Raw genomic sequence first — 19,558 nt, forward strand, 5'->3', positions numbered from 1 at the left:
AAAAATGTTAAAATGGTTCGGCCCAATATGTATCCTACATTAGATACAATTAGTTGCTAGATTCTTCTGAACTTTCTTCGGAAGATTCTTTTTCTGTAGTGCTTTCTTCAGATTTATCAGTATCTTCTGATTCAGATGATTCAGAGTCAGAGCTAGATTCATCCTCACTATCTTTGCTATCTTTCATTTGTGATTCTTTAATTAATTGTTTAGCTAGGTTCATAAATTCTTCAGAAGTTGAAGTAGCTCCAGAAACCACATCTACTTCTTCGACTTTTTGTTTCTCAACAAGGGCTGCAGATAATTCTTCCATCGCTTCAGCGGCTGAAACGCCAGTCTTATCTTCCATATTCTTGTTATATTCTTCATCTTCTGATTTTAATTTACCTTCGGCATTTTCATAATCATAAGTAACTTCAGTAATCTTACCATCTTTGACTACCATGGTCATCATCGGGCTCCAACCATGTTCATCAACTTCACCTTTAGCAGTAAACTCGCCGTCTTGTAAAGGTAGTTCATCCAAGTTAATTTCTTCGGTATTACCTTCTGCAGCTGCCTTCAAGAGCATTTGAGAAGAGAACTTGAATGTTTCAGAAGTGCTGGTAGCTCCACTTACTACATCAACATCTGCGCTTTGGTTATCAACTAAGGCAGCATTTAATGCTTCCATCGCTTCCGCACCAGAAACACCGGTCTTATCTTTCATATTCTTGTTGTATTCTTCATCTTCTGATTTTAATTTACCTTCAGCGTTAACATAGTCGAATTTAGATTCAGTAACTTTACCATCTTTAACAACGATAGTATGTTCAACTGACCAACCATGTTCATCTTCATTTGAGACAGCCTTATATTCTCCATCTTGAAGTTCTGCATCCATTGCCACCGCACCGGCTGCTTCTTTAGATTCTTCAGATTCGTCCATGCTTTCTTCAGATTCATCTTTAGATTCTTCGGATTCGTCCATGCTTTCTTCAGATTCATCTTTAGATTCTTCGGTTTCATCCATGCTTTCTTCAGATTCATCTTTAGATTCTTCGGATTCATCCATGCTTTCTTCGGATTCATCTTTAGATTCTTCAGATTTGTCCATGCTTTCTTCAGATTCATCTTTGGATTCTTCGGATTCGTCCATGCTTTCTTCAGATTCATCTTTAGATTCTTCGGATTCATCCATGCTTTCTTCGGATTCATCTTTAGATTCTTCGGATTCATCTTTAGATTCTTCGGATTCTTCAGATTCTGAAGCTGCCCGAGTTTCTTCTACAGAAGTTTCAGTTTCTTCCATCGTGGTATCTTTCACAACTGCAGCTGAACTTTCTTCAGCAACGGTGGTTTCTTCTTTTTGTGTGTTATCTGCACACGCTGACAATAAGAGAACAGAGCTTAAAAGTAGCGAACCTTTTAGTAACGATTTTGATATTTTCATATAATACCTCCTATTATCCCAATTTTCGCAAATTTGGTTAATATTAGTCTAATCGATTTCATAAATTTTGTCTAGAAAAAAGAATTTAACGAACTATTTCTGCCGCTGGCTCAATCCAGCAATAATTTCTTCTACTTGTTGAATATAGACCGTCTGGCCAGGTAATTTAGCTAATTTTTGTTGAATGCGGTCCTGATAGCGCTCGACTAGCTTAATAGTTGCCTCGATTCCTCCCGCCGCTATGACTTGTTGGTAAATCATTTCACAATCTTGGTCTGACAATGAATCTTTCTGACTAATCTGCTCGAGTAGACGTGGATATTTCTGCAAGCTGTACAAAATCGGAGCCGAATAAATGCCATTGCGAATATCTTGTAATCGGGGTTTACCCGACAACTGACTATCACTTCTGTAATCAATCAAATCATCGGTTAACTGAAAAAACATGCCAATATCTTCTCCAACATAAAAAGCTCTTTTATTAATTCTCTTTGTCGCCCGACTCTGATAGTAACCAGCATAGGTTGATAAAGCAAAAAGGAGGGCCGTTTTACCTCGAATTTGCTTTAAATAATGAGGAAAAGTCATTTGAGGATTATATTGATTAGTCAATTGTAGTAACTCTCCCTCTAGAATACTTTCCCCAGCCCAGTTAAAAGAAACCTCACTTTGGCGGTCAAAAGAAGTTTTAGCTACTAGATGCGCGGCTGTGACTAGCAAATAATCTCCTGCGTATATGGCAATTCGATTGGAATGGCTTTGTTGAATCGCTTCAATATTCCGTCTTAAAGGAGAATGGTCAATTACATCATCATGAATTAATGTAGCCAGGTGGAAAGTTTCAATAGCCGCAGCCAAATAAAGCTTGTCTTCAGAAATTTCACCCTCTTTAATCAGAGAGAATAACAAACACAAGCCTGCACGAAGATACTTGCCAGGGGCATGAATATATTCCTCAATCTTCTGCTGAATGTCCTTTTGACTGATATTTATTTCAGTCAACATCATCTCCTTCACTAGGTTAAGATGCTGGTCGATTACAGGATAGGCTTGCCAGATAGAATTAGTCATGACTTTCTCTCCTTTCAAGATGAAAAAATGGCAAACGATTCGGATCGATTGCCATGATAATTTAAAATTTAACGAACGCTTTCTTGATAAATATGCTTAGATTGGCCAAACCACCATTGACTCAATCGATCTTGTAGCCAAGGCATGAGATAATGATCTAAACCGAAGGCATGACCAGCCCCAGCCATTAAAGCAATTGCGACTGGAATGAACCACATATTTACCCAGACAAACATACCTGATAGACAGAACATGACCACTAACACGACAGTCCCTGCACTGACTAACCAAGTAAAGAGACCAACGATTAAGAGAATTCCGATACCTAATTCAAGAACGGACATAAATTTCTGCATGAACATTGCCACATCATAATTAGGAACAAAGAATTTCATCAAGGATTCAAACCAATCCGGCATCTTATCAAAAACAAGCATCGGTTCTTCACCGTAAGTATAATTTAGACTGAAAATTTGTTTAGCGGCTTCGGTGGTCGCTTCAACGGTTTCAGCCCCTGCCTCAGAAGCTGCTGAGGTGGTGTCTAACATTTTTACCCAATCAAATGGCATCATTAATTGATCACCAAACCAAGACTCGGCACCAAAAGCACCAAACACTTTTTTCAAACCTTCAATCAACCACATGGAGCCATAGAAAACACGTAATAATAGTAACCAAGCCATATTTCCTTGAGTAGACAGATGCCCTTTAAAGATATTTCGCCGATTCTTTACATGGAGAATTTCGTGAAGGATATACATCCAAGCATAATACCAAGAACCAATCGATAAGAAATATTTAATATTGGCTGCATGTTTAACGGCCATAGCAATGAAACCTTGCACTGAATATTTGTCATAAAGACGAGCTACCCCATAGACCGAACCGATTGATACCATATTTCCATCATATTTACCTTTGAAGACTTCTTTATCTCCACCAGAAATTTCAGCAATAATACTCTTAGCCGCAATATCCCCAGTCTGCTCAGCAGCTTGGACGATTTGTGGCATCAATTTCCCATCATTCGCTGGATCTTCAAAATATACCATATCACCGCCGATGTAGACATTATTTAGACCCTCTGCTTTCATATACTCATCAACGACAATACGTCCAGCACGAGCTCGTTCAAAGCCCCAATCAGCGGCTTCTTGGTTTGCTTGAACACCAGCGGTCCAAATCGTGGTATAAGTAGGAATCTCTTTGCCTGAAGCAAGGATGACCTTATCTTCTTCAACAGCGACAATCCCATCCCCTAAAGAGACTTGAACGCCATTCTTTTCCATAAAGCGCATGGCTCGAGTTTGTTCAGCTTCTGTCACTGTATTCAGAATCCCTGGTGCTGCTTCGACTAAATGATAAGAGATTTCTGCCGGATCAATTTTATGTTCCTTGGCCAGAATCGGTAACCATTCAAAAAGTTCACCAACCATTTCCACACCAGTAAAACCAGCACCACACACAAGGAAGGAAAGTAAGGCGCGTCGTTTATTTTCGTCATGTTCACGGGCCGCTGCATAAACCATATCAATAATATGTTCACGAACCCGTTCAGCAGCTTCAATCGACCAAAGAGTAAAACCGTGATCTTTGACTCCTTTTACGCCGAAATCATTGGCTTCACCACCAAATGCTAAGACTAAATAGTCATAAGGATAAGCACCATGTTCAGTAGTAATTTCTTGTTGTTCATGATCGATATGGGTCACTTTATCTGTGACAAGGTGAACATTTTTAAGACGGCCAAATAATTTCTTTAAATCATATTTAATTGCTTCTGGTTCAACCCGTCCACCAGCAACTTCATGCAACTCAGTCATATAAGTCAAGAAAGAATGGCGGTCAATTAAAGTTATATGTATGTCTGGATCTTTTTTATACTTCTTCGCTAGTCTTCGTGTCGCTGCAACGCCGGCAAAGCCCGCTCCAACGACCACAATATTCTTCTTCAATTTACTCACTCCCTATTTCATAACTTGTTAAATTATACACGAGAATTTTTCTAATAACAATATATTTCGAAACAAAAACAATTGTAGAAAAAGAAGAAAAACATTATACTATGGCTTATAGCTATCTATAAGGAGGAGAAGATGAAAGTCCGTAGTAAATATAGCATTCTAATATATATTGCCACGCTCGCTGCTCAAGCCGTAATTATTGGATTAATTGAAAATTTTATTCCTTCGCCTTTTGTCTTTGCTCCGGGGGCAAAATTGGGCATGGCTAATTTAATCACCATTATTGCCATTTTTACATTACCTGTTAAATATAGTTTTCAAGTCCTGTCCATTCGCTTACTTTTGACCGCGTTATTGGGTGGAAATTTGTCGACCTTTATTTATTCTGCAGTTGGAGGCTATTTGTCTTATTTCCTGATGCTACTCATCCAGCGACTTGGACCTAAGCGTGTCAGTATCGTAGGAATTTCAGTCATGGGCGGTATGGCTCATAATTTTGGTCAATTATTGGTGGCCGCTTTCATGGCTAAGTCCTTCTCAGTCTTAAATTATCTCCCTATCCTCTCACTCAGCGGTATCTTATCTGGCTTTGCCGTTGGCATGATTGGCAATTTCCTACTAGAATCAGTCAGCAGTTTGCGCCTCTACCACCAAGAATATATCCAAACACTCCGACAAAAAACTTGGTTAAGCTAGACAACACTATTTAAATCTCATAAAAAAAAGATCCGAATATTTAAAATGTCCGTCAGGACAAGCTAAATATTCGGATTTAATTATGTATGGTTCTTTCAAGAGGCATTTTACATTCATAGTCGAATATACATTAAAACTCTTAAAATAAATACAAAAAGCCCCAATAATACAATTGGAAAGTTTTCTTTAGCAAAGGCACGCCACTCTATTTTATTAATTAGGCTATGTTTGGATATATTTTCTATCTTAATTAATTGATAGACAAAGAATAAACACAATAAAATCAAGGGGAAATACCCCATTAAAACCATGATAATTACAATAGTCAATAAAAGAAAGATTAATCTAACCGCAGGTAATTCATGTTTTGAAAACCGATGGATATTTTTGTAAAGAATATAACCAGTAAAGAACATTAAAATAGTAAAGATAAGATTTATATTCAACAAGGGATTCGATTTAATTAAGTCTAGAACTGAGTTATTTTGTTGGCCTGCCATTAAGTTTAAATATAAATAAAAAAGTACAGGTAAACTCATCATAAAATAGGAGACATATTTTAATGAACGATTGATTGTTTTAATTTTCATGACAATTCCTCATTATCCGATTGATTTTTATAAGCTAAGATAATTAAATCCGTTAAATAATGAATAGGCAAGAATGATACATAGGTATCCATTTCGCTAGCAAAGACTTGACTTTGATAATATAAATTAAAATCACTTAAATCTGACAGAACACTTTGACCAAGTTGAGAAACTCCGACGATTCTTACCTGTTTTTGTTTGAACAAAGCTACCTGACTTACAATATTATCAACATTTCCACTCAAAGAAAATATCATTAAGATGTCTTGAGCATTTGAATTATGCGAGTAATAGCTCAACTCAGTGGGAGCTTCTATCTCTATTACTATTTTTTTCAAAGGTAGCATCTTACGGATAAAGTCTTTGATCACAAGTCTTTGACCCATACCTGTTCCATAACAAAAAAATATTAGCTTCTTCAAGCCAAGAAATTAATTTACGTGAATCTGCTTGATTGAACAACTTTTTAGTCGAATAAAAATCTTCAAAAATATAATCTGGATCAGAAATTTGTGCATGTTTTTCTTCATTCTCGTTATTGCTTAAGAAGTAGCGAAACTCACTATATCCATCGAATCCAATTTTTTGGCAAAATCGAGAAATTGAAGAAGTTGAAATATGTATGCTTTCTGAGAGATCAGAGATGGACATATTAGCTATTTCTTGAGGCCGATCCAAAATATATTGAAATAGATATTTTTCATTACTGGTTAATTGTTGATAATACTTAGTAAAAAGCGCTTTTAGCTTTAACATTATAGATCCTCCGTCATACTAAAAAGATGTGACAAAGTTTGTCACATCTTATTATATCACAGATCTGATCTATTTTAATTCTGGCCAGAAATCTTTGTTTGCTTCAATTAAATCATCTAAGATTTGTTTAGCAATGCGAGCGTTTGGAACTGTTTTAGATAGAGTAATCGCTTGCCATAATTTTTGATAAGAACCCTCTTCCCATGCCTCAACTACTAATTTTTCAACCGCTACTTGTTGTTCCATCATTCCTTTTTGGAATCTAGGAATTTCTCCCATAACTAGTGGTTCAGGACCATTAGAGGTCACAATACATGGAATCTCCACCATAGCAGTTGAATCAAAATTATTTATTGAACCATTATTTGGAACAATTAGCAACATGCGTTCTCTTGTATTATATGCAATCGCTCGAGCTAAGTCGACAATATATGAAGCATGATCGTCTGCTTCGAGATTTTGTCCCTTTGCAGTTCCGGCTTTTACGACTTTATTACACTCTTGAAAGACTATTTTTTCCCGATGATCCATAACTTCATTAGCACGAGTATAGTTTGGATCAGCAATCTCTACTTCATCTTGAGAGAATAAATAATATTTAAGGTAAGTATTTGGTAGAGTAGTCGGGTCCAATGCTTGGACATCCTTTGCCTTTCCAAAAGTATGCATCCAACTCTCTTCTACATTTTCATTACCGTGATTACTTATTTCAGAAGGGGTAATATATCCATATTGTGAGACATGTTCAATTAATTTTGGCATTAAGTCATTGCCATCGTGGTCGCGAATGTCTGTCCACCAGCCATAATGATTCAATCCATAATAACGAACAACAAAATCTTTTCGAGAATCAAGTCCAAGAATTTCAGCCATCCGATGTTCAATTCCTACTGGCATATCACAAATATTAATGATTTTGCTATTAGGTTTAAGTTTGCGAGTTGCTTCTGCAACAATTGCTGCTGGATTTGAGTAATTTAACATCCATGCATTTGGTGAATATTTTTCCATATAATCTATTAATTCCAATACGCCACCAATCGAACGCATTCCATAAGCAATGCCTCCAGGTCCACAAGTTTCTTGTCCAATTACACCGTATTTCAATGGAATTTTTTCATCTTTTTCACGCATTGCATATAACCCTACACGAATATGAGCCATTACAAAATCAACATCCGTAAAAGCTGTTTCAGGATCCGTTGTATATGCAAATTTAATTTGTGGGGCACGTTCTTTAATTAAAATCTCACAAGCCTTTGCAACTTTTTCTTGTCGTTCTTCGTTATTGTCATAGAATTTTATTTGACGAATTGGAAAAGTATCAAGATTATCCAATAACATTAATACAATCCCAGGGGTAAATGTTGACCCACCACCAGCGACCAAAATTGATTGTTCCTTTAGTTTTTGCATAATATCTCTCCTTCTATTGTTTTAATAATTTTTCAAATTCTTCTCTAACTTGCGGTACACTTAAACCAACAATAATCTGGAATGCTTTTCCTTTTCGAACTACTCCGTGGGCACCACCTAATTTAAACTCTTGGTCATCGCCAACTAGCGAAACATCCTTTACACTGACTCTTAGGCGAGTAGCACAGTTAGTTACTTCTTCAATATTTGTTCGTCCTCCAAAGGCTGCTAAATAAATTTCAGCAGATTGGCGGTATTGATCAGCATCAGAAATTTTATGATTTTCTCCCGCTTTTTTCGCTTTATATTCTTGTTTAGAATAAAGTTTGACTCCCGCATTTACTTCTCGACCAGGCGTCTTGTAGTCTTTCTTAAGAATTACAAATTTAAAGACATAGAAGTAAATAACGCTATAGATAAAACCTATAATAAATAATTTAATCACCGAATCAAGATGATTAATGGACATTGGAATAATAAATTTAGACAACATTGCAATAAAACCACTACCTATATCTCCTACAACACCAAATAAATATAAAGTTGACGCAAAAGTTGCAGCTAACAGGGAGTGCAATAAAAACAATGGTGGAGCAATAAACAAGAATGTGAATTCAAATGGTTCAGTGATTCCTGCTAACATTGCTGTAATTGCTGTTGGTACGATTAAAGACAATGTTTCTTTTTTCTTCTCAGGCAAAGCTGTCGCGTAAAACGCAGCACCAATGCCAATTGGAGCAAAAAATTTCGACATATTGTGTAAACCAAAACCACCATAAGGGAATTGCTCAATTAAAGGAGCAGGATTACTTGCTAAAGCATTAAGCTGTTGTAACCATCCTTGTTCGATTCCACCAGCAATAGCTGCGGGACCATAAATAAATGGTTGATAAATAAAGTGATGTAATCCAGTAGGAATTAAAATTCTTTCCAAAAAGACATATATCCAAACCCCAAATACACCAGAATTTAGCATGAGTCCTTGAAGAGTACTAATACCTCCTTGAACGATTGGCCAAATTGAAGCTGTAGCAAAAGCCAAAGGTAACATGAAGAAAAAACCAATAATTGCAACTAAAGAAGATCCTTGGAATATTCCTAACCAATCTGGTAATTTCTTTTCAAAATAACGATTGTGTATCCAAACTACAATAGCTGCAACAATAATTGCCCCAATAATATTAGTATCAAGGGTCTTTACTCCAGCAATCATTTTTAAGCCTGAAGTGCCGCCAACTTCTTGTGTAAAATCAACATTGAAGTTTTGACCCCATATTTCCAATATCTTACTTACAAAATTGTTAAAGGTTGTATATACAACAAAAGATTCTAAAGCAGCTCTAGCATTTGCTTTATCTGCTAGACCAATTGGAATACCAATCACAAATAACAATTCGATATGGTTAAATACTGTCCAGCCACCTGTTTCGATAATCGACCAAATATTTTTCCAGAAAGTCCCATCACTTGCAAGACTACCAAAAACTAACTCACTTTGACATAAAATGGCGAGAGATAGAATAATGCCTGAATAGGCAAATAATAATACTGGTGTAAACATTGCGCCACCAAAGCGCTGAAGTTTTTCCATCAATATGATAACCCCCTTTTTAACTTATTAACTCCTTTCCATTTTTTTCTTCCATAAATTTATTATAGTGGTCATTTTTTATATGTAAGGGATTTCAAGGATTTAGAAAGCGTATCCAAATAATAGTTATTTGCCCAGGAATTGGGAAGGTTCCCAATACGATTGTTTTAGAAATTTAATCACTAAAAAAGATCCGAGAACTCGTCAAAGTTCTCGGATCTGTATATTCATGAGTTTTATATCAATAGCCTGACTCACAATTATTCAGCTGCTGTTTCACTTTCTTCAGCTGCTTGACTTTCCTGATTAGCTTCTGCATCATCGGCTGCTGTTTCCTCTTGATTCTCTTCACTTGAAGCAGGTTCATCTTGTTTACCATTGACTAAATCTTCGACAGCATTTTTCAAATCTTCATCTTTAATTTCGTAGCCAGTATTCTTAATCAAATTGCCCACAATGCCATATGCAAAGTTGGTGTCGGCTAATTTCTTTTGAACAAGTTGGTCTTCAACTTCTTTACGGATTTCATCTAGTGGTTTCTTCTCACCATTATTAATTACCTTGATAACATGATAGCCATACTCAGACTTAACCGGTTCTTGAGTGACTTCGCCATTTTTCATCGATTTAACAGCTTCTTCAAATTCGGGTACCATTTGGCCGCTAGTAAATGGACTTAAGAGACCACCGTTTTGAGCAGTTGAGTCTTTAGATAATTCTTGAGCCAGGGCATCGAATTTTTCTCCATCATTCAAACGTTGGATCACATTTTGAGCTTCTTCTTCAGTATCCACTAAAATATGTTGGGCTTCCATTAATGGAGAGTATTCTTCTTCGTAGAATTTCTTAACCGCTTCATCAGAGAGGTCAATTTCTTTCTTGACCACTTCTTCGAACATTTTACTTACAAACATTTGATAGGTAAATTCTTCAACACTACCCAATTGTTGATAATTTAATAGTTCTTGGAAGACGTCTTCGCCTCCTGCTGAATCGATTTGTTTCTGAACTTCTTCTTCAGCTGATTTTTTAAGCGAATCAGCATCTTCTACATTTTGCATTAAGACTTGCTCTAGAATTAGCGTTCTTAACGTCACTTCTCCAGAAACATTCTTCATGGCCTCATATAGGTCATCTTTGGTAATAGTTTTCTCCCCAATTGTTGCGATTACATCATCTTGGGCTTTAATCACCATTGGACTGACTGCTAATGAGGCTGCAGCTAAGACAGCAAACGCTGAGGTTAAGATTGATTTCTTCATCTAATACATGCTCCATTCTAAATGATAGTAATAATATATTCTGAGCCCATTATACTATATTTCCAGCAACTTAGGCCAAAATGGGCCAGATTTATATAAATAGTCTAATTATCTTCAAGATTTTCCTTGATTTCATTTTGCAGATTTTGCACTCGATCTTGAATGCGTTGAATTCGCGGTTCAGTTTCTCGGGTAAATTGGTTCACTGCGTATTGGATTTCATCTTGAGCTTCTTTGAGGTTACCTAATCCTTCTTGGCTTAAGCGCTGAATCGCATGGCTCAAATTATCAACTTTATAACGCACATCATTGACATCAGCTGTGGCTTGATCTAAATATTCTTTAAGATATCGACGAGTTTCTTGACCACTTCTTGGGGCATTCAATAAACCAGCAAGCCCACCAAACAAAGCTCCCCAAAACAATCCTTGACTAAATTTCTTCATCGCCATCCTCCTTTAGTTTTATTGCTTGTCCAATCTTTTCTGCTCGTTGCTTGAATTCAGCCTGACTATATTTATCTTGATTATTAGTGAAAGTCATCGCGAAGCCATCTTCCTCACTGTAACGGGGTAACAAATGGATGTGTGAGTGAAAGACAGATTGATAAGCTAGTGGCCCATTGTTCATAGCAATATTCATACCTTGTGCTTCGGGAAAAGCTTCTTTAATTGCTTTAGCAATCCGGGGCACACGACGAAAGACTTCGGCGGCTAAATCATCTTCATAATCGAAGATATCTTGTCGATGATCTTTTGGAATGACTAAGGTATGACCAGGAGTAACCTGACTCAAATCTAAGAAGGCAAAGACCCATTCATCCTCATAAACTTTGGCGGCTGGGATCTCACCTTTAATAATTTTACAAAAAATGCAATCTTCCATAAAGACTCTCCTTTACCAAGCATATTTTCCATAGTTACAGAATAACATAAATTACAGAAAAGTTCTTAAAATACGGGCTCATTAGATTCATAAAAAAGTCATAATTTATTCAAAATAATGTTTTTTAACGAAGTATATTTCATTATTATTTCCAGAATCTCTCACGCTTAAAGTATTTCTAATATGATATAATATTGCTGATAAGAGAGGAGGAGCCATGTGAAAACTATCGTAAAATATTTACTCGTCGGACTATGTCTACTGACTCTATTCAGCTTGAGTTCGACCAGGACCGTCGTCCATGGCCAAGATTGGTCCCAAGAAACTGAAAGTAGTGAATCACTTGATTCTTCTGTTGAAGAATCAGATTTGACGACTGAAGATAGCAAGGACGAAACGACAACGGCGAGCACAAACACCGCCATTTCTTTGGACTTTCGCCACTATATGCCTTTTGCTAAATTTGTAAATTATCAGTATCAAGGCGACGGCTCAGTATTTGAAGTTCAGGACATTATTATGGAGTATATGCCAGATAATCAAGGAACATTCCAAATTACTGCCTTTACCGGAGATTCAGCCACAGCTTATGTATATCAGATTCGCGATAATGGTCTATTCGAGTTAGCTTGCTTTGAAAATTATAACGTGGTGGAAGATTTACGGTACTCACCAGAAGCGACTGATGGCGCTGAGTCTTTGATTCTCCCCAGCAATTTAGCAGTAGGAACAAGCTACCAATCAGGTTATAATAATGAGAATAAACGTACCGTGTCTGATTTATTCAATCAATTTTCATTTGGCGGCTATACTTTTGAAAATGTCATCAAAGTCGTTGAAGCGCAAGGTTCTGGTCAATTTAATTATTATTTTGCTCCAGATTATGGGTTAATATTAGTTGAACGGGTCAATAATAATAATGCTCAACAAATTATTCAACTGATTTCAACTCAAGGAAATGTGATTGAATAAGACACGTCAGTAATAGATCTAGCGAGGAGGATTCCATTGAAGAAATTTGCCCTGCTTCTTTGTTGTTGTGGATTGATTGGCCTAGAGGATATTTCTGTGTGGGCCCAAGATGACATCCCTAGTGAAACAACCAGTGAGAAAGAACCCGGATTTGAAGAAAAAGAAACCTCAACCAAGCAAGTAGTGGGCGAGGAAACTATCCCTTTTGCTAGTCAAAGAAGAAAGAACCCAAATCTAGCTCCAGACGAGGAAATCATCGTCCAAGAAGGTATTCCGGGTATCCGGAAAGTTTTATATACTTATGAAACTTCGTTAGCTGGCGACAAACTCATCCGAACAGACTTCTTAGAAGTGATTCAAGAACCTGTCGATCAGATAATCGAATTTGGTCCAGAAGCTGCTGGCAGCAATGAAAGTGAAGCAACATCAGAATCTTCAGCCGAAAGCTCTAATAATGAAGCAAGTACGACAACGATTGAAGCGACTCAATTTAGCCAAAAACCTTCAACAGAAGAAACGAGTCAATCAATTAAACAAGGTAGCCGTGATAATCATCAAGCCAGTCAAGCTTTCATTTCTACTAGTAAGGCGACCAAGAAAAAAGCTAACAAAACAGCTTTAAGTTCTAACAAGAAAAGCAGTCGACTGCCCGATGCTGGCGAAAGTCATCCTTTAACTACCCTTGCTTTAGGACTAATGTTTATAGCCACCATACTTTTTCTCTTTCCCAGAAGAGAAACGGTTAAAGAAAAAAATTAATACTTGAGCATTATTCCTATTATTGACATATATTAAAATAATGACTGATTTTTTATTTAATTTGACAAAAGGTCTTGAAATTCATATGAAAGACAGGTAAAATAGAATAATCAGGTCTCCGTAGTGTAATGGATATCACACAAGATTCCGGTTCTTGTAATGGGGGTTCGACTCCCTCCGGAGATATAAGTAACTTTTATTTCATAGCAAAACATCCGATAAAGCTTGATAAAATAAAGTTTTATTTAAATTTGGTTTAATTTGAAATCACGTAAAATTTAACCTCCTACGGACGAATGGAAAGGACTAGCATAGGCTAGTCTATTTTTTTTTTGCGTGAATTTCGTTTTTTTATTTCGTTTCCTTGTATGTAAGACAAAATAAAAACACCTAATCGTTAGATTAAGTGTTATAGAGTGCCCCCCGAAAGATGGATATTTTCATCCATCTTTCGGGGGGCGCTATGTTATTTAACCAAGCTGATTCTATTAATTCGATTTTAAATTTTGAACTTCTCTTAGTATATGTTCGCGAAACAGGGCCTCTTCTAATGGATCTGTTTCAAATGTATCATGGCTAAGTTTGGCTTGAAGTTGACGCATAGCTTGATACCACCGATACATATCGGCAATCATTGTCTCTTTAAATTCAGGATACCAATAGTCGATTTGTAGTAGACAAGCTTTGCCCGCCTCGATGGGTATCCAATCGAATGTTAGGATTGCTCCATCCAACCAAGCAAAGGATAATGTCTTAGCTGGTTCGTAATCCATCAACATAAAGCTTTCTTGGTCTTCCCTATTATAGCTAAATTGAATACTCCCTCCAGGTCTCAAATCTTTAAAAGCGATAACTGGATAACAAGCATGTTCGGTCAAGAAAATTTGCCAGACTTCCGCACAGCTTTGCGGGTAGCTCAAGGCTAGTTTAACACATTGTCCCTGATCAAGCTGACTTAAGGCATCATCGATGCTTTGCCCTGTTTGACAGCCACAGCTACAAGTCGGGCTATGACTGTATAGTTCGTCAAGCAGATTAGCTTTGTGTTTTGTCATCCAATACCACCCTTAACGAAATTTGGGTTTATAAATTTCCCGTTTGTCTAAGGGGAAGATTTGTGGCGTAAAATGACCTGCATCCGTTTGTTCAAGGACTTGGGTAATCATGTTTATTTTAGCATCCATATCATCGATATAATGAATCAACTCAGCTTCTAACAATTGCGGAAGGACTGGACTACCAAATTCCTGTTTGCCATGGTGAGCTAAGACCACATGCTTCAAGAGTAAGATGGGTTCAATTTCCGAATCGATACCAATTTCTTGACAGGTTCGATCAATCAATTCAGACATCAAGACAATATGACCCATGAGCTTACCTCTAAGGGTGTATTCCGTTGATATTGGACCACTTAGCTCAATCGTCTTACCGATATCGTGCAGAATAATCCCGCCAATCAATAAGGAAGCATTTAATTGTGGATAGATTTCCAATAGCTTGCTCGCAATTTGCACCATGGTCAAGGTGTGAAAAGCTAAGCCCCCTGCTAAGGCATGGTGATTACGTTTAGCTGCTGGGTAAGTAAAGAAAGCTTCCTCATGAGTCTTCAAAATTTTGCGCACGACACGGGCAATATTAGGTTCTTTAATCATAAATAAGGCATTGTCTAGTATTTCAACCAATTCGTCCCGTGAAAGCTCAATACTTTCTACATAATAGCTTGGGTCAATCGGCTCACCTGCTTCGGCTAAACGCATCTTTTCAATTCGTACTTGAGGCCGACCTTGATAGTTCTCACGTCTTCCTTGTAATAAGACGACCTTGCCCGCCTGAAAGCTAGCAATTTCTTTCTCATTGGCACTCCAATACATACCATCCATGGCCCCTGACTTATCTTGAAATCTAAAGGCAATAAAGGGGTTGCCGTTACGGGCTGTTCGCACATCTGCTGATTTAATCAATACATATAAGGCAAATTCCTCACCGACATTCAAATCAAATAATTGTTTCATAATTCCTCCTCAACTAAGCTTGATCGAGCTCTTCAAGATCGATTTCATGATCAGGTTCAAAGATATCAATGGCTAATTGATCAAAGGTAAAGAATAGAATTTGATGGCGTTCTGACATTTCCTTGAGCACTTGATACATGCTTTGTCGTCGCTGTTCATCGAAATTCACGAAAGCATCATCAATAATTATAGGCATTGAAACCATTTGCTTAGCACTCTCTACAAAAGCCAAACGTAAGGCCACATAGAGTTGCTCTAAAGTCCCTTGAGATAATTCGTGAGGCTCGAATAAGATATCCGAGAATTGTTTCACTTTGATCGAATTTTTATTGATTTTGACCTGAGTATAGCGTCCTCCAGATAATTTATAGAAAAGTTCGTTAACTTTTTCGTTCATTTCTGGCAATGGATTCTCCATCCCATAACGTAAAGTATCATAAATTAAGGCGGTCGCAATATGTTTCTGTCCCCATTCAATGATAACATCACGAATCTTAGCTTTCTTATTCTCGATCTGTTGACTTAATTCTTCATAGGATCCATCCTCTTGAAGACGATTAATTTCCACCATGACATTGGCTAATTGATGCATATGTGGGGTTAAATTTTCTTTCGCTCGTTGCAACATTTGTTGTTGTTGTTCTAACTGCTCACTTAGTTCCTGGCGATTTTGAATCTTGGCTAATTCCTGTGCATAATCTTGCGTTTGTTCAGCGAACAACTGATGTTTCGCCTGCAAGTCTTCAATTTCTTTATTGGTATTAATCTTTTGTTTGAAGTCAATCACATCTTTAGCTGAAGCTTGATCCAAATAATTTTGAATCAGTTGACTGCGTTGTTTGATCGCCTCTTCTTCACTTTCCACTGAATGCGTTGTTAACTTCCGTCGATCCTCTAAAGCGTTGGCTCGTTGCATGGTTTGGATGAGACTGGCTTCAACTTCTTCCACATGGCGAATTAATGGCCGAATTCTCTCAGTCTGTTCAAATGGAAAACGGGTCAGCAATGGCTTTATTAATTCCACCCAAGCAGAAATTCTCGCTTGCTGTTCAGCTTCTTCGGTCAATAATTTCTCATAGCGGACTTTAGTTTCTAGATAATGCTTCACCGGATTCGCTTTCAAGACAATTTCCGGATCGGCCGTTGGATAGAAGCCCATCGAACTCAACCAACTTTGTTGCTCTTTCATCAGCTTGGCCAAATCTTCTTGTAATTGTTCCATCTTCATTTCTCGATTATTAATCTCTAAACCAAAAGCCTTCCCTTGTTCTACAAATTGTCTCTCTTGTTCATGCAAATCGATGATTTTTTGATGAATGGGATTATTCTGAAAGCTTTGGACCAAATTACGATGTTTCAGATAAATATAAATCATCTGACCGACGCCCACCATTGCTAGCAAGACGGCCACAATGACAAAAAGGCTAGATAATGACTGACCCTGAATAAATTGGTAGAAAACATAACTGACTCCGGCAAGCAAGATAATAAAGCCTGGTAAATAATGACTTAATTGGGTTTGTTGAATCAATTGTTCTTCATCATTGACTCGTTGATTCTCTAATTGAGCAACCTGTTGGCGAGCAATCGCCGCATTATTCTGGTATGCCTTTCTTTGCTCTAGCAAGAATTTTCGCTCTGATCGAATACTTTCGTTTTCTTCTTGAATCTGATTTTTATTCCCTTGGATTGTCAGCCCTCGATCAATGGCTCGATCATATTCCTCTCCTTGAACAATTTTTTCTGGATAAAACTGACCTTGTTTTGCTAGATGGTCTAACATCTCTTCAGCTTCATGGATTTGCCGCTGCAATTGTTCAATCTGCGTCTGAACTTGCTTGATTTCCTCTGTGGCGGATTGCCATTCTTTTCGATCTTGTTGACGGTTTTTGGCCCAAGTATAACGGGTCAATTGAGTCAATTCCTCATCAATATTGCGGATCCGTTCACGATATTCGGCAAGTTTCTTTTCGCTTTCACGATTATCCCGTAAAGCGGCATCAACTTCGGTCGGCGCCTCTTCAGGAATCTCAGTATAGATTAATTGGTCTAGCTTCCTTTGAACGACCAAATCCTTCAGATGAATTTCATACCGATTAATGAGCTGGTCTAAATTGCGCACTTTGTGCTCTATGTCCTTGATGCTCTCATTTAATTGATTAATCGCTGAATTTTCTGCTTGTTGCTGGCTTAATAGATAACTATAGCGTTGGTGTTTCTGTTTAATTTGTTGAACTTGTCTTTGTAAAACTTCGAACTCCGTTAATAATTGATTTAATTTAGGGTTCGTTCCCTGACGTTTATAGAGTTCGTCAGTATCCTTCTCGAATTGTTTGGCGACGGCTAGGAACTTATCACTTCCCAAAGTACCAATGCTCAAGAAGAAATCATTTAAGTCTTCTGAACCAATATTGGCCAATTCTTGTAAATTATTTAAATTAAACGCATAGAAGTAATCAAAGACATTCTCATCAAGTCCACCTAGGATTTCTTTTAAGACACTATCTTCTAGGACTTGGCCTTCTTTAGTCTGAATGGTTAAGAATTTAGCCGTCCGTTCTACCCAAATCTCACCATATGGGGTCTCACTGAGCAGGATTCTCCCCCCATAGCTTTCTCCATGGCGCGGTTCATAACGATTCTGTTGGAACTTACGCCGTCTTTTATCAGGAAAGCCAAAAAGAATACTCTTAATAAAGGATTGAATGGTCGATTTTCCTGTCTCATTAGGGCCATAAAATATCTGAAGTTGAGCATCAATATTGAAAGATTGGTTAACCCATTTACCATAACCGTAAATTTCTAGTCGTTTAATCTTCATCTTTCGTTGCCTCCCCTTCTTGATCAAAACCTAAAGACTGGACAACCAAGTCTCGGGCGCCTTTACTTATCTCATTTCTTAGTTCTTCTTCCATAATGAGGCTTTTGAGATAAGTCTGAATGGTCGGATGATTCTCGAGGGGAGCCATCATGCTTTGATATTCTTTGTCATCATTTAAAGCAGTGTAGGCTTCCTCAAAGCTTTGATTAAGATTGCGGTCATATTCAAAGGCCGAAACCATTAGGCTTCGATTCAAGCTTATTTTAGCGACCACCACAAAATGATCCGCATCCAATTCATCTTGAATGGCTTCCAATAATTGTCCTTGACTGATTTGTGTTTGTAAATCATCATCTAAGCGTTCCGCATGGTTAAGTTCAATCTCGAGAATATAAGACTGGTCATGTCCTTGAGCTTCGGATTGATAATTGGCAATGATGTGTTGGATTTGCTTCAATAAATCAGCGGCTTGCAGATGCCATTGACAATTGAGCTCGACTTTTTGCCAAATGATTGGGCTCAATTCAATAAACTCGTTTCCAGTCGGTTGTCCTTGATTTAGCTCGATAATATAGGCTCCTTTAGGTCCCGTTTCATTCCGATGTCGACCTTGAATGGTGCCAGGATATTGAATCAAAGGCGTCTGATGTAAGACATTTGCTTGGTGAATGTGTCCCAGAGCCCAATAATCATAATGCTTATCCAAGAGGTCTTCTAAAGTAAATGGAGCATAGTGAGTCTGGCTAGCATCTTTACTCGCTAATTCTCCATGGATCATCCCTATGGTGTAGGTTGTTTGATAAGGATTGGTTGGAAATTGATCAATCATCCGATCAGCAATCCATTGATTTTTATAGGAGAAGCCATATATGCGCACACTCTCACTATTATCTAGATGCAAGTCAATAAAAGATAATTTATTATCCCGAAAAACGTGAATCCCTTCAGGATATTGACGCCCTTCTACTGAAGCCGTCATGTAATCATGGTTACCATGGCAAAAGACCACTGGAATACCGGCTTGACTAAGACGTTCTAATTGTTGATGAAAGAAATATTGTGCTTTGACCGTTTGTTTTTGGGCGTCATAGACGTCTCCTACAATCAGCATTAGATCAACTTTTCGATTGATGGCAACATTTACACATCTTTCAAAAGCAATATAAGCCGATTCCAGGAGCCGGCCCTGAATCGCTTGGAAATCTTTGCCCATACCCACAAAGGGAGTATCAAGATGCAAATCGGCTACATGCATTATTCTCATATCTGTTCCCTTTCTAGTTAAATAAAACCAACTGAAAAGTATCGTAATCTACGATGACTCCCAGCTG

Annotated in this window: 18 protein-coding genes and 1 tRNA gene; 4 read left to right on the plus strand and 15 right to left on the minus strand. The window is 37.6% G+C overall.

Features of this window, described 5'->3' with window-relative positions:
• Positions 1 to 49: 49 nt before the first annotated feature.
• From M0R79_RS06000 to M0R79_RS06010, 3 genes are all read right to left on the minus strand, one after another.
• On the minus strand, positions 50 to 1,432 hold the full coding sequence (locus M0R79_RS06000) for an FMN-binding protein (RefSeq protein WP_248416010.1): 1,383 nt from the start codon (positions 1,430 to 1,432) through the stop codon (positions 50 to 52).
• Positions 1,433 to 1,525: 93 nt separating this feature from the next.
• A complete protein-coding gene (locus tag M0R79_RS06005; protein ID WP_248416009.1) occupies positions 1,526 to 2,503 on the minus strand; it encodes a polyprenyl synthetase family protein in 978 nt (325 codons plus the stop codon).
• A gap of 68 nt (positions 2,504 to 2,571) precedes the next feature.
• A complete protein-coding gene (locus M0R79_RS06010) occupies positions 2,572 to 4,458 on the minus strand; it encodes an FAD-dependent oxidoreductase (protein WP_248416008.1) in 1,887 nt (628 codons plus the stop codon).
• 141 nt (positions 4,459 to 4,599) lie between these two features.
• On the opposite strand from M0R79_RS06010, the gene M0R79_RS06015 reads away from it, so the two are divergent.
• Positions 4,600 to 5,163: a Gx transporter family protein gene (locus tag M0R79_RS06015; RefSeq protein WP_092571850.1), complete on the plus strand. Its 564-nt coding sequence runs from the start codon at positions 4,600 to 4,602 to the stop codon at positions 5,161 to 5,163.
• A 113-nt stretch (positions 5,164 to 5,276) separates the two neighbouring features.
• On the opposite strand, the gene M0R79_RS06020 is transcribed toward M0R79_RS06015, so the two are convergent.
• The 8 genes from M0R79_RS06020 to M0R79_RS06055 all read right to left on the minus strand — a co-directional run bounded on the left by M0R79_RS06020 (position 5,277) and on the right by M0R79_RS06055 (position 11,663).
• Positions 5,277 to 5,753 (minus strand): hypothetical protein, encoded by a 477-nt coding sequence (locus M0R79_RS06020; protein WP_092571847.1) that lies wholly within the window; start codon positions 5,751 to 5,753, stop codon positions 5,277 to 5,279.
• A complete protein-coding gene (locus M0R79_RS06025) occupies positions 5,750 to 6,139 on the minus strand; it encodes an SIS domain-containing protein (RefSeq protein WP_310795403.1) in 390 nt (129 codons plus the stop codon). The genes M0R79_RS06020 and M0R79_RS06025 overlap by 4 nt, the downstream gene beginning before the upstream one ends.
• On the minus strand, positions 6,102 to 6,509 hold the full coding sequence (locus tag M0R79_RS06030; RefSeq protein ID WP_248416006.1) for a MurR/RpiR family transcriptional regulator: 408 nt from the start codon (positions 6,507 to 6,509) through the stop codon (positions 6,102 to 6,104). Before M0R79_RS06030 ends, M0R79_RS06025 begins: the two co-directional genes overlap by 38 nt.
• A 69-nt stretch (positions 6,510 to 6,578) precedes the next feature.
• Positions 6,579 to 7,925: a 6-phospho-alpha-glucosidase gene (locus tag M0R79_RS06035; RefSeq protein ID WP_092571842.1), complete on the minus strand. Its 1,347-nt coding sequence runs from the start codon at positions 7,923 to 7,925 to the stop codon at positions 6,579 to 6,581.
• A 13-nt stretch (positions 7,926 to 7,938) separates the two neighbouring features.
• Positions 7,939 to 9,519 carry an alpha-glucoside-specific PTS transporter subunit IIBC gene (locus M0R79_RS06040; RefSeq protein WP_248416005.1) on the minus strand — a complete coding sequence of 527 codons (1,581 nt, stop codon included), beginning with the start codon at positions 9,517 to 9,519 and terminating at the stop codon, positions 7,939 to 7,941.
• A 257-nt stretch (positions 9,520 to 9,776) separates the two neighbouring features.
• Positions 9,777 to 10,778, minus strand: a complete 1,002-nt coding sequence (locus M0R79_RS06045; protein WP_248416004.1) for a peptidylprolyl isomerase — start codon at positions 10,776 to 10,778, stop codon at positions 9,777 to 9,779.
• Positions 10,779 to 10,882: 104 nt separating this feature from the next.
• Positions 10,883 to 11,224 carry a YtxH domain-containing protein gene (locus tag M0R79_RS06050; protein ID WP_248416003.1) on the minus strand — a complete coding sequence of 114 codons (342 nt, stop codon included), beginning with the start codon at positions 11,222 to 11,224 and terminating at the stop codon, positions 10,883 to 10,885.
• Positions 11,211 to 11,663, minus strand: a complete 453-nt coding sequence (locus M0R79_RS06055; protein ID WP_092571833.1) for an HIT family protein — start codon at positions 11,661 to 11,663, stop codon at positions 11,211 to 11,213. Before M0R79_RS06055 ends, M0R79_RS06050 begins: the two co-directional genes overlap by 14 nt.
• A gap of 219 nt (positions 11,664 to 11,882) precedes the next feature.
• Here M0R79_RS06055 and M0R79_RS06060 point away from each other — a divergent pair, with 219 nt between their 5' ends.
• The 3 genes from M0R79_RS06060 (at position 11,883) to M0R79_RS06070 (ending at position 13,580) form a co-directional block, all read left to right on the plus strand.
• On the plus strand, positions 11,883 to 12,635 hold the full coding sequence (locus M0R79_RS06060) for a hypothetical protein (protein WP_248416002.1): 753 nt from the start codon (positions 11,883 to 11,885) through the stop codon (positions 12,633 to 12,635).
• Positions 12,636 to 12,671: 36 nt separating this feature from the next.
• Positions 12,672 to 13,394 carry an LPXTG cell wall anchor domain-containing protein gene (locus M0R79_RS06065; RefSeq protein ID WP_248416001.1) on the plus strand — a complete coding sequence of 241 codons (723 nt, stop codon included), beginning with the start codon at positions 12,672 to 12,674 and terminating at the stop codon, positions 13,392 to 13,394.
• Positions 13,395 to 13,508: 114 nt separating this feature from the next.
• Positions 13,509 to 13,580, plus strand: a tRNA-Arg gene (locus M0R79_RS06070).
• Positions 13,581 to 13,882: 302 nt separating this feature from the next.
• Here the strand turns inward: M0R79_RS06070 and M0R79_RS06075 are convergent.
• Genes M0R79_RS06075 through M0R79_RS06090 form a run of 4 tightly spaced genes read right to left on the minus strand, consistent with a single transcriptional unit; the run spans position 13,883 to position 19,491 of the window.
• The gene (locus tag M0R79_RS06075; RefSeq protein ID WP_248416000.1) at positions 13,883 to 14,449 is read right to left on the minus strand and encodes an SRPBCC family protein; all 567 of its coding nucleotides are present in this window, start codon (positions 14,447 to 14,449) and stop codon (positions 13,883 to 13,885) included.
• 12 nt (positions 14,450 to 14,461) lie between these two features.
• Complete coding sequence (locus tag M0R79_RS06080; RefSeq protein ID WP_248415999.1) at positions 14,462 to 15,406, minus strand: 3'-5' exoribonuclease YhaM family protein; 945 nt, start codon at positions 15,404 to 15,406, stop codon at positions 14,462 to 14,464.
• A 13-nt stretch (positions 15,407 to 15,419) separates the two neighbouring features.
• On the minus strand, positions 15,420 to 18,227 hold the full coding sequence (locus M0R79_RS06085; RefSeq protein ID WP_248415998.1) for an ATP-binding protein: 2,808 nt from the start codon (positions 18,225 to 18,227) through the stop codon (positions 15,420 to 15,422).
• Positions 18,217 to 19,491, minus strand: coding sequence for a metallophosphoesterase family protein (locus tag M0R79_RS06090; RefSeq protein ID WP_248415997.1), 1,275 nt, complete (start codon positions 19,489 to 19,491; stop codon positions 18,217 to 18,219). Before M0R79_RS06090 ends, M0R79_RS06085 begins: the two co-directional genes overlap by 11 nt.
• Positions 19,492 to 19,558 lie beyond the last annotated feature (67 nt).

This window comes from Ignavigranum ruoffiae (assembly GCF_023195815.2).
Classification (GTDB): Bacteria; Bacillota; Bacilli; order Lactobacillales; family Aerococcaceae; genus Ignavigranum; species Ignavigranum ruoffiae.

Coding starts and splice junctions, on each gene's coding strand:
- M0R79_RS06000 (WP_248416010.1), bottom strand. CDS start 1,432: ATGAAAATATCAAAATCGTTACTAAAAGGTTCGCTACTTTTAAGCTCT.
- M0R79_RS06005 (WP_248416009.1), bottom strand. CDS start 2,503: ATGACTAATTCTATCTGGCAAGCCTATCCTGTAATCGACCAGCATCTT.
- M0R79_RS06015 (WP_092571850.1), top strand. CDS start 4,600: ATGAAAGTCCGTAGTAAATATAGCATTCTAATATATATTGCCACGCTC.
- M0R79_RS06020 (WP_092571847.1), bottom strand. CDS start 5,753: ATGAAAATTAAAACAATCAATCGTTCATTAAAATATGTCTCCTATTTT.
- M0R79_RS06025 (WP_310795403.1), bottom strand. CDS start 6,139: ATGGGTCAAAGACTTGTGATCAAAGACTTTATCCGTAAGATGCTACCT.
- M0R79_RS06030 (WP_248416006.1), bottom strand. CDS start 6,509: ATGTTAAAGCTAAAAGCGCTTTTTACTAAGTATTATCAACAATTAACC.
- M0R79_RS06035 (WP_092571842.1), bottom strand. CDS start 7,925: ATGCAAAAACTAAAGGAACAATCAATTTTGGTCGCTGGTGGTGGGTCA.
- M0R79_RS06045 (WP_248416004.1), bottom strand. CDS start 10,778: ATGAAGAAATCAATCTTAACCTCAGCGTTTGCTGTCTTAGCTGCAGCC.
- M0R79_RS06050 (WP_248416003.1), bottom strand. CDS start 11,224: ATGAAGAAATTTAGTCAAGGATTGTTTTGGGGAGCTTTGTTTGGTGGG.
- M0R79_RS06055 (WP_092571833.1), bottom strand. CDS start 11,663: ATGGAAGATTGCATTTTTTGTAAAATTATTAAAGGTGAGATCCCAGCC.
- M0R79_RS06075 (WP_248416000.1), bottom strand. CDS start 14,449: ATGACAAAACACAAAGCTAATCTGCTTGACGAACTATACAGTCATAGC.
- M0R79_RS06080 (WP_248415999.1), bottom strand. CDS start 15,406: ATGAAACAATTATTTGATTTGAATGTCGGTGAGGAATTTGCCTTATAT.
- M0R79_RS06085 (WP_248415998.1), bottom strand. CDS start 18,227: ATGAAGATTAAACGACTAGAAATTTACGGTTATGGTAAATGGGTTAAC.
- M0R79_RS06090 (WP_248415997.1), bottom strand. CDS start 19,491: ATGAGAATAATGCATGTAGCCGATTTGCATCTTGATACTCCCTTTGTG.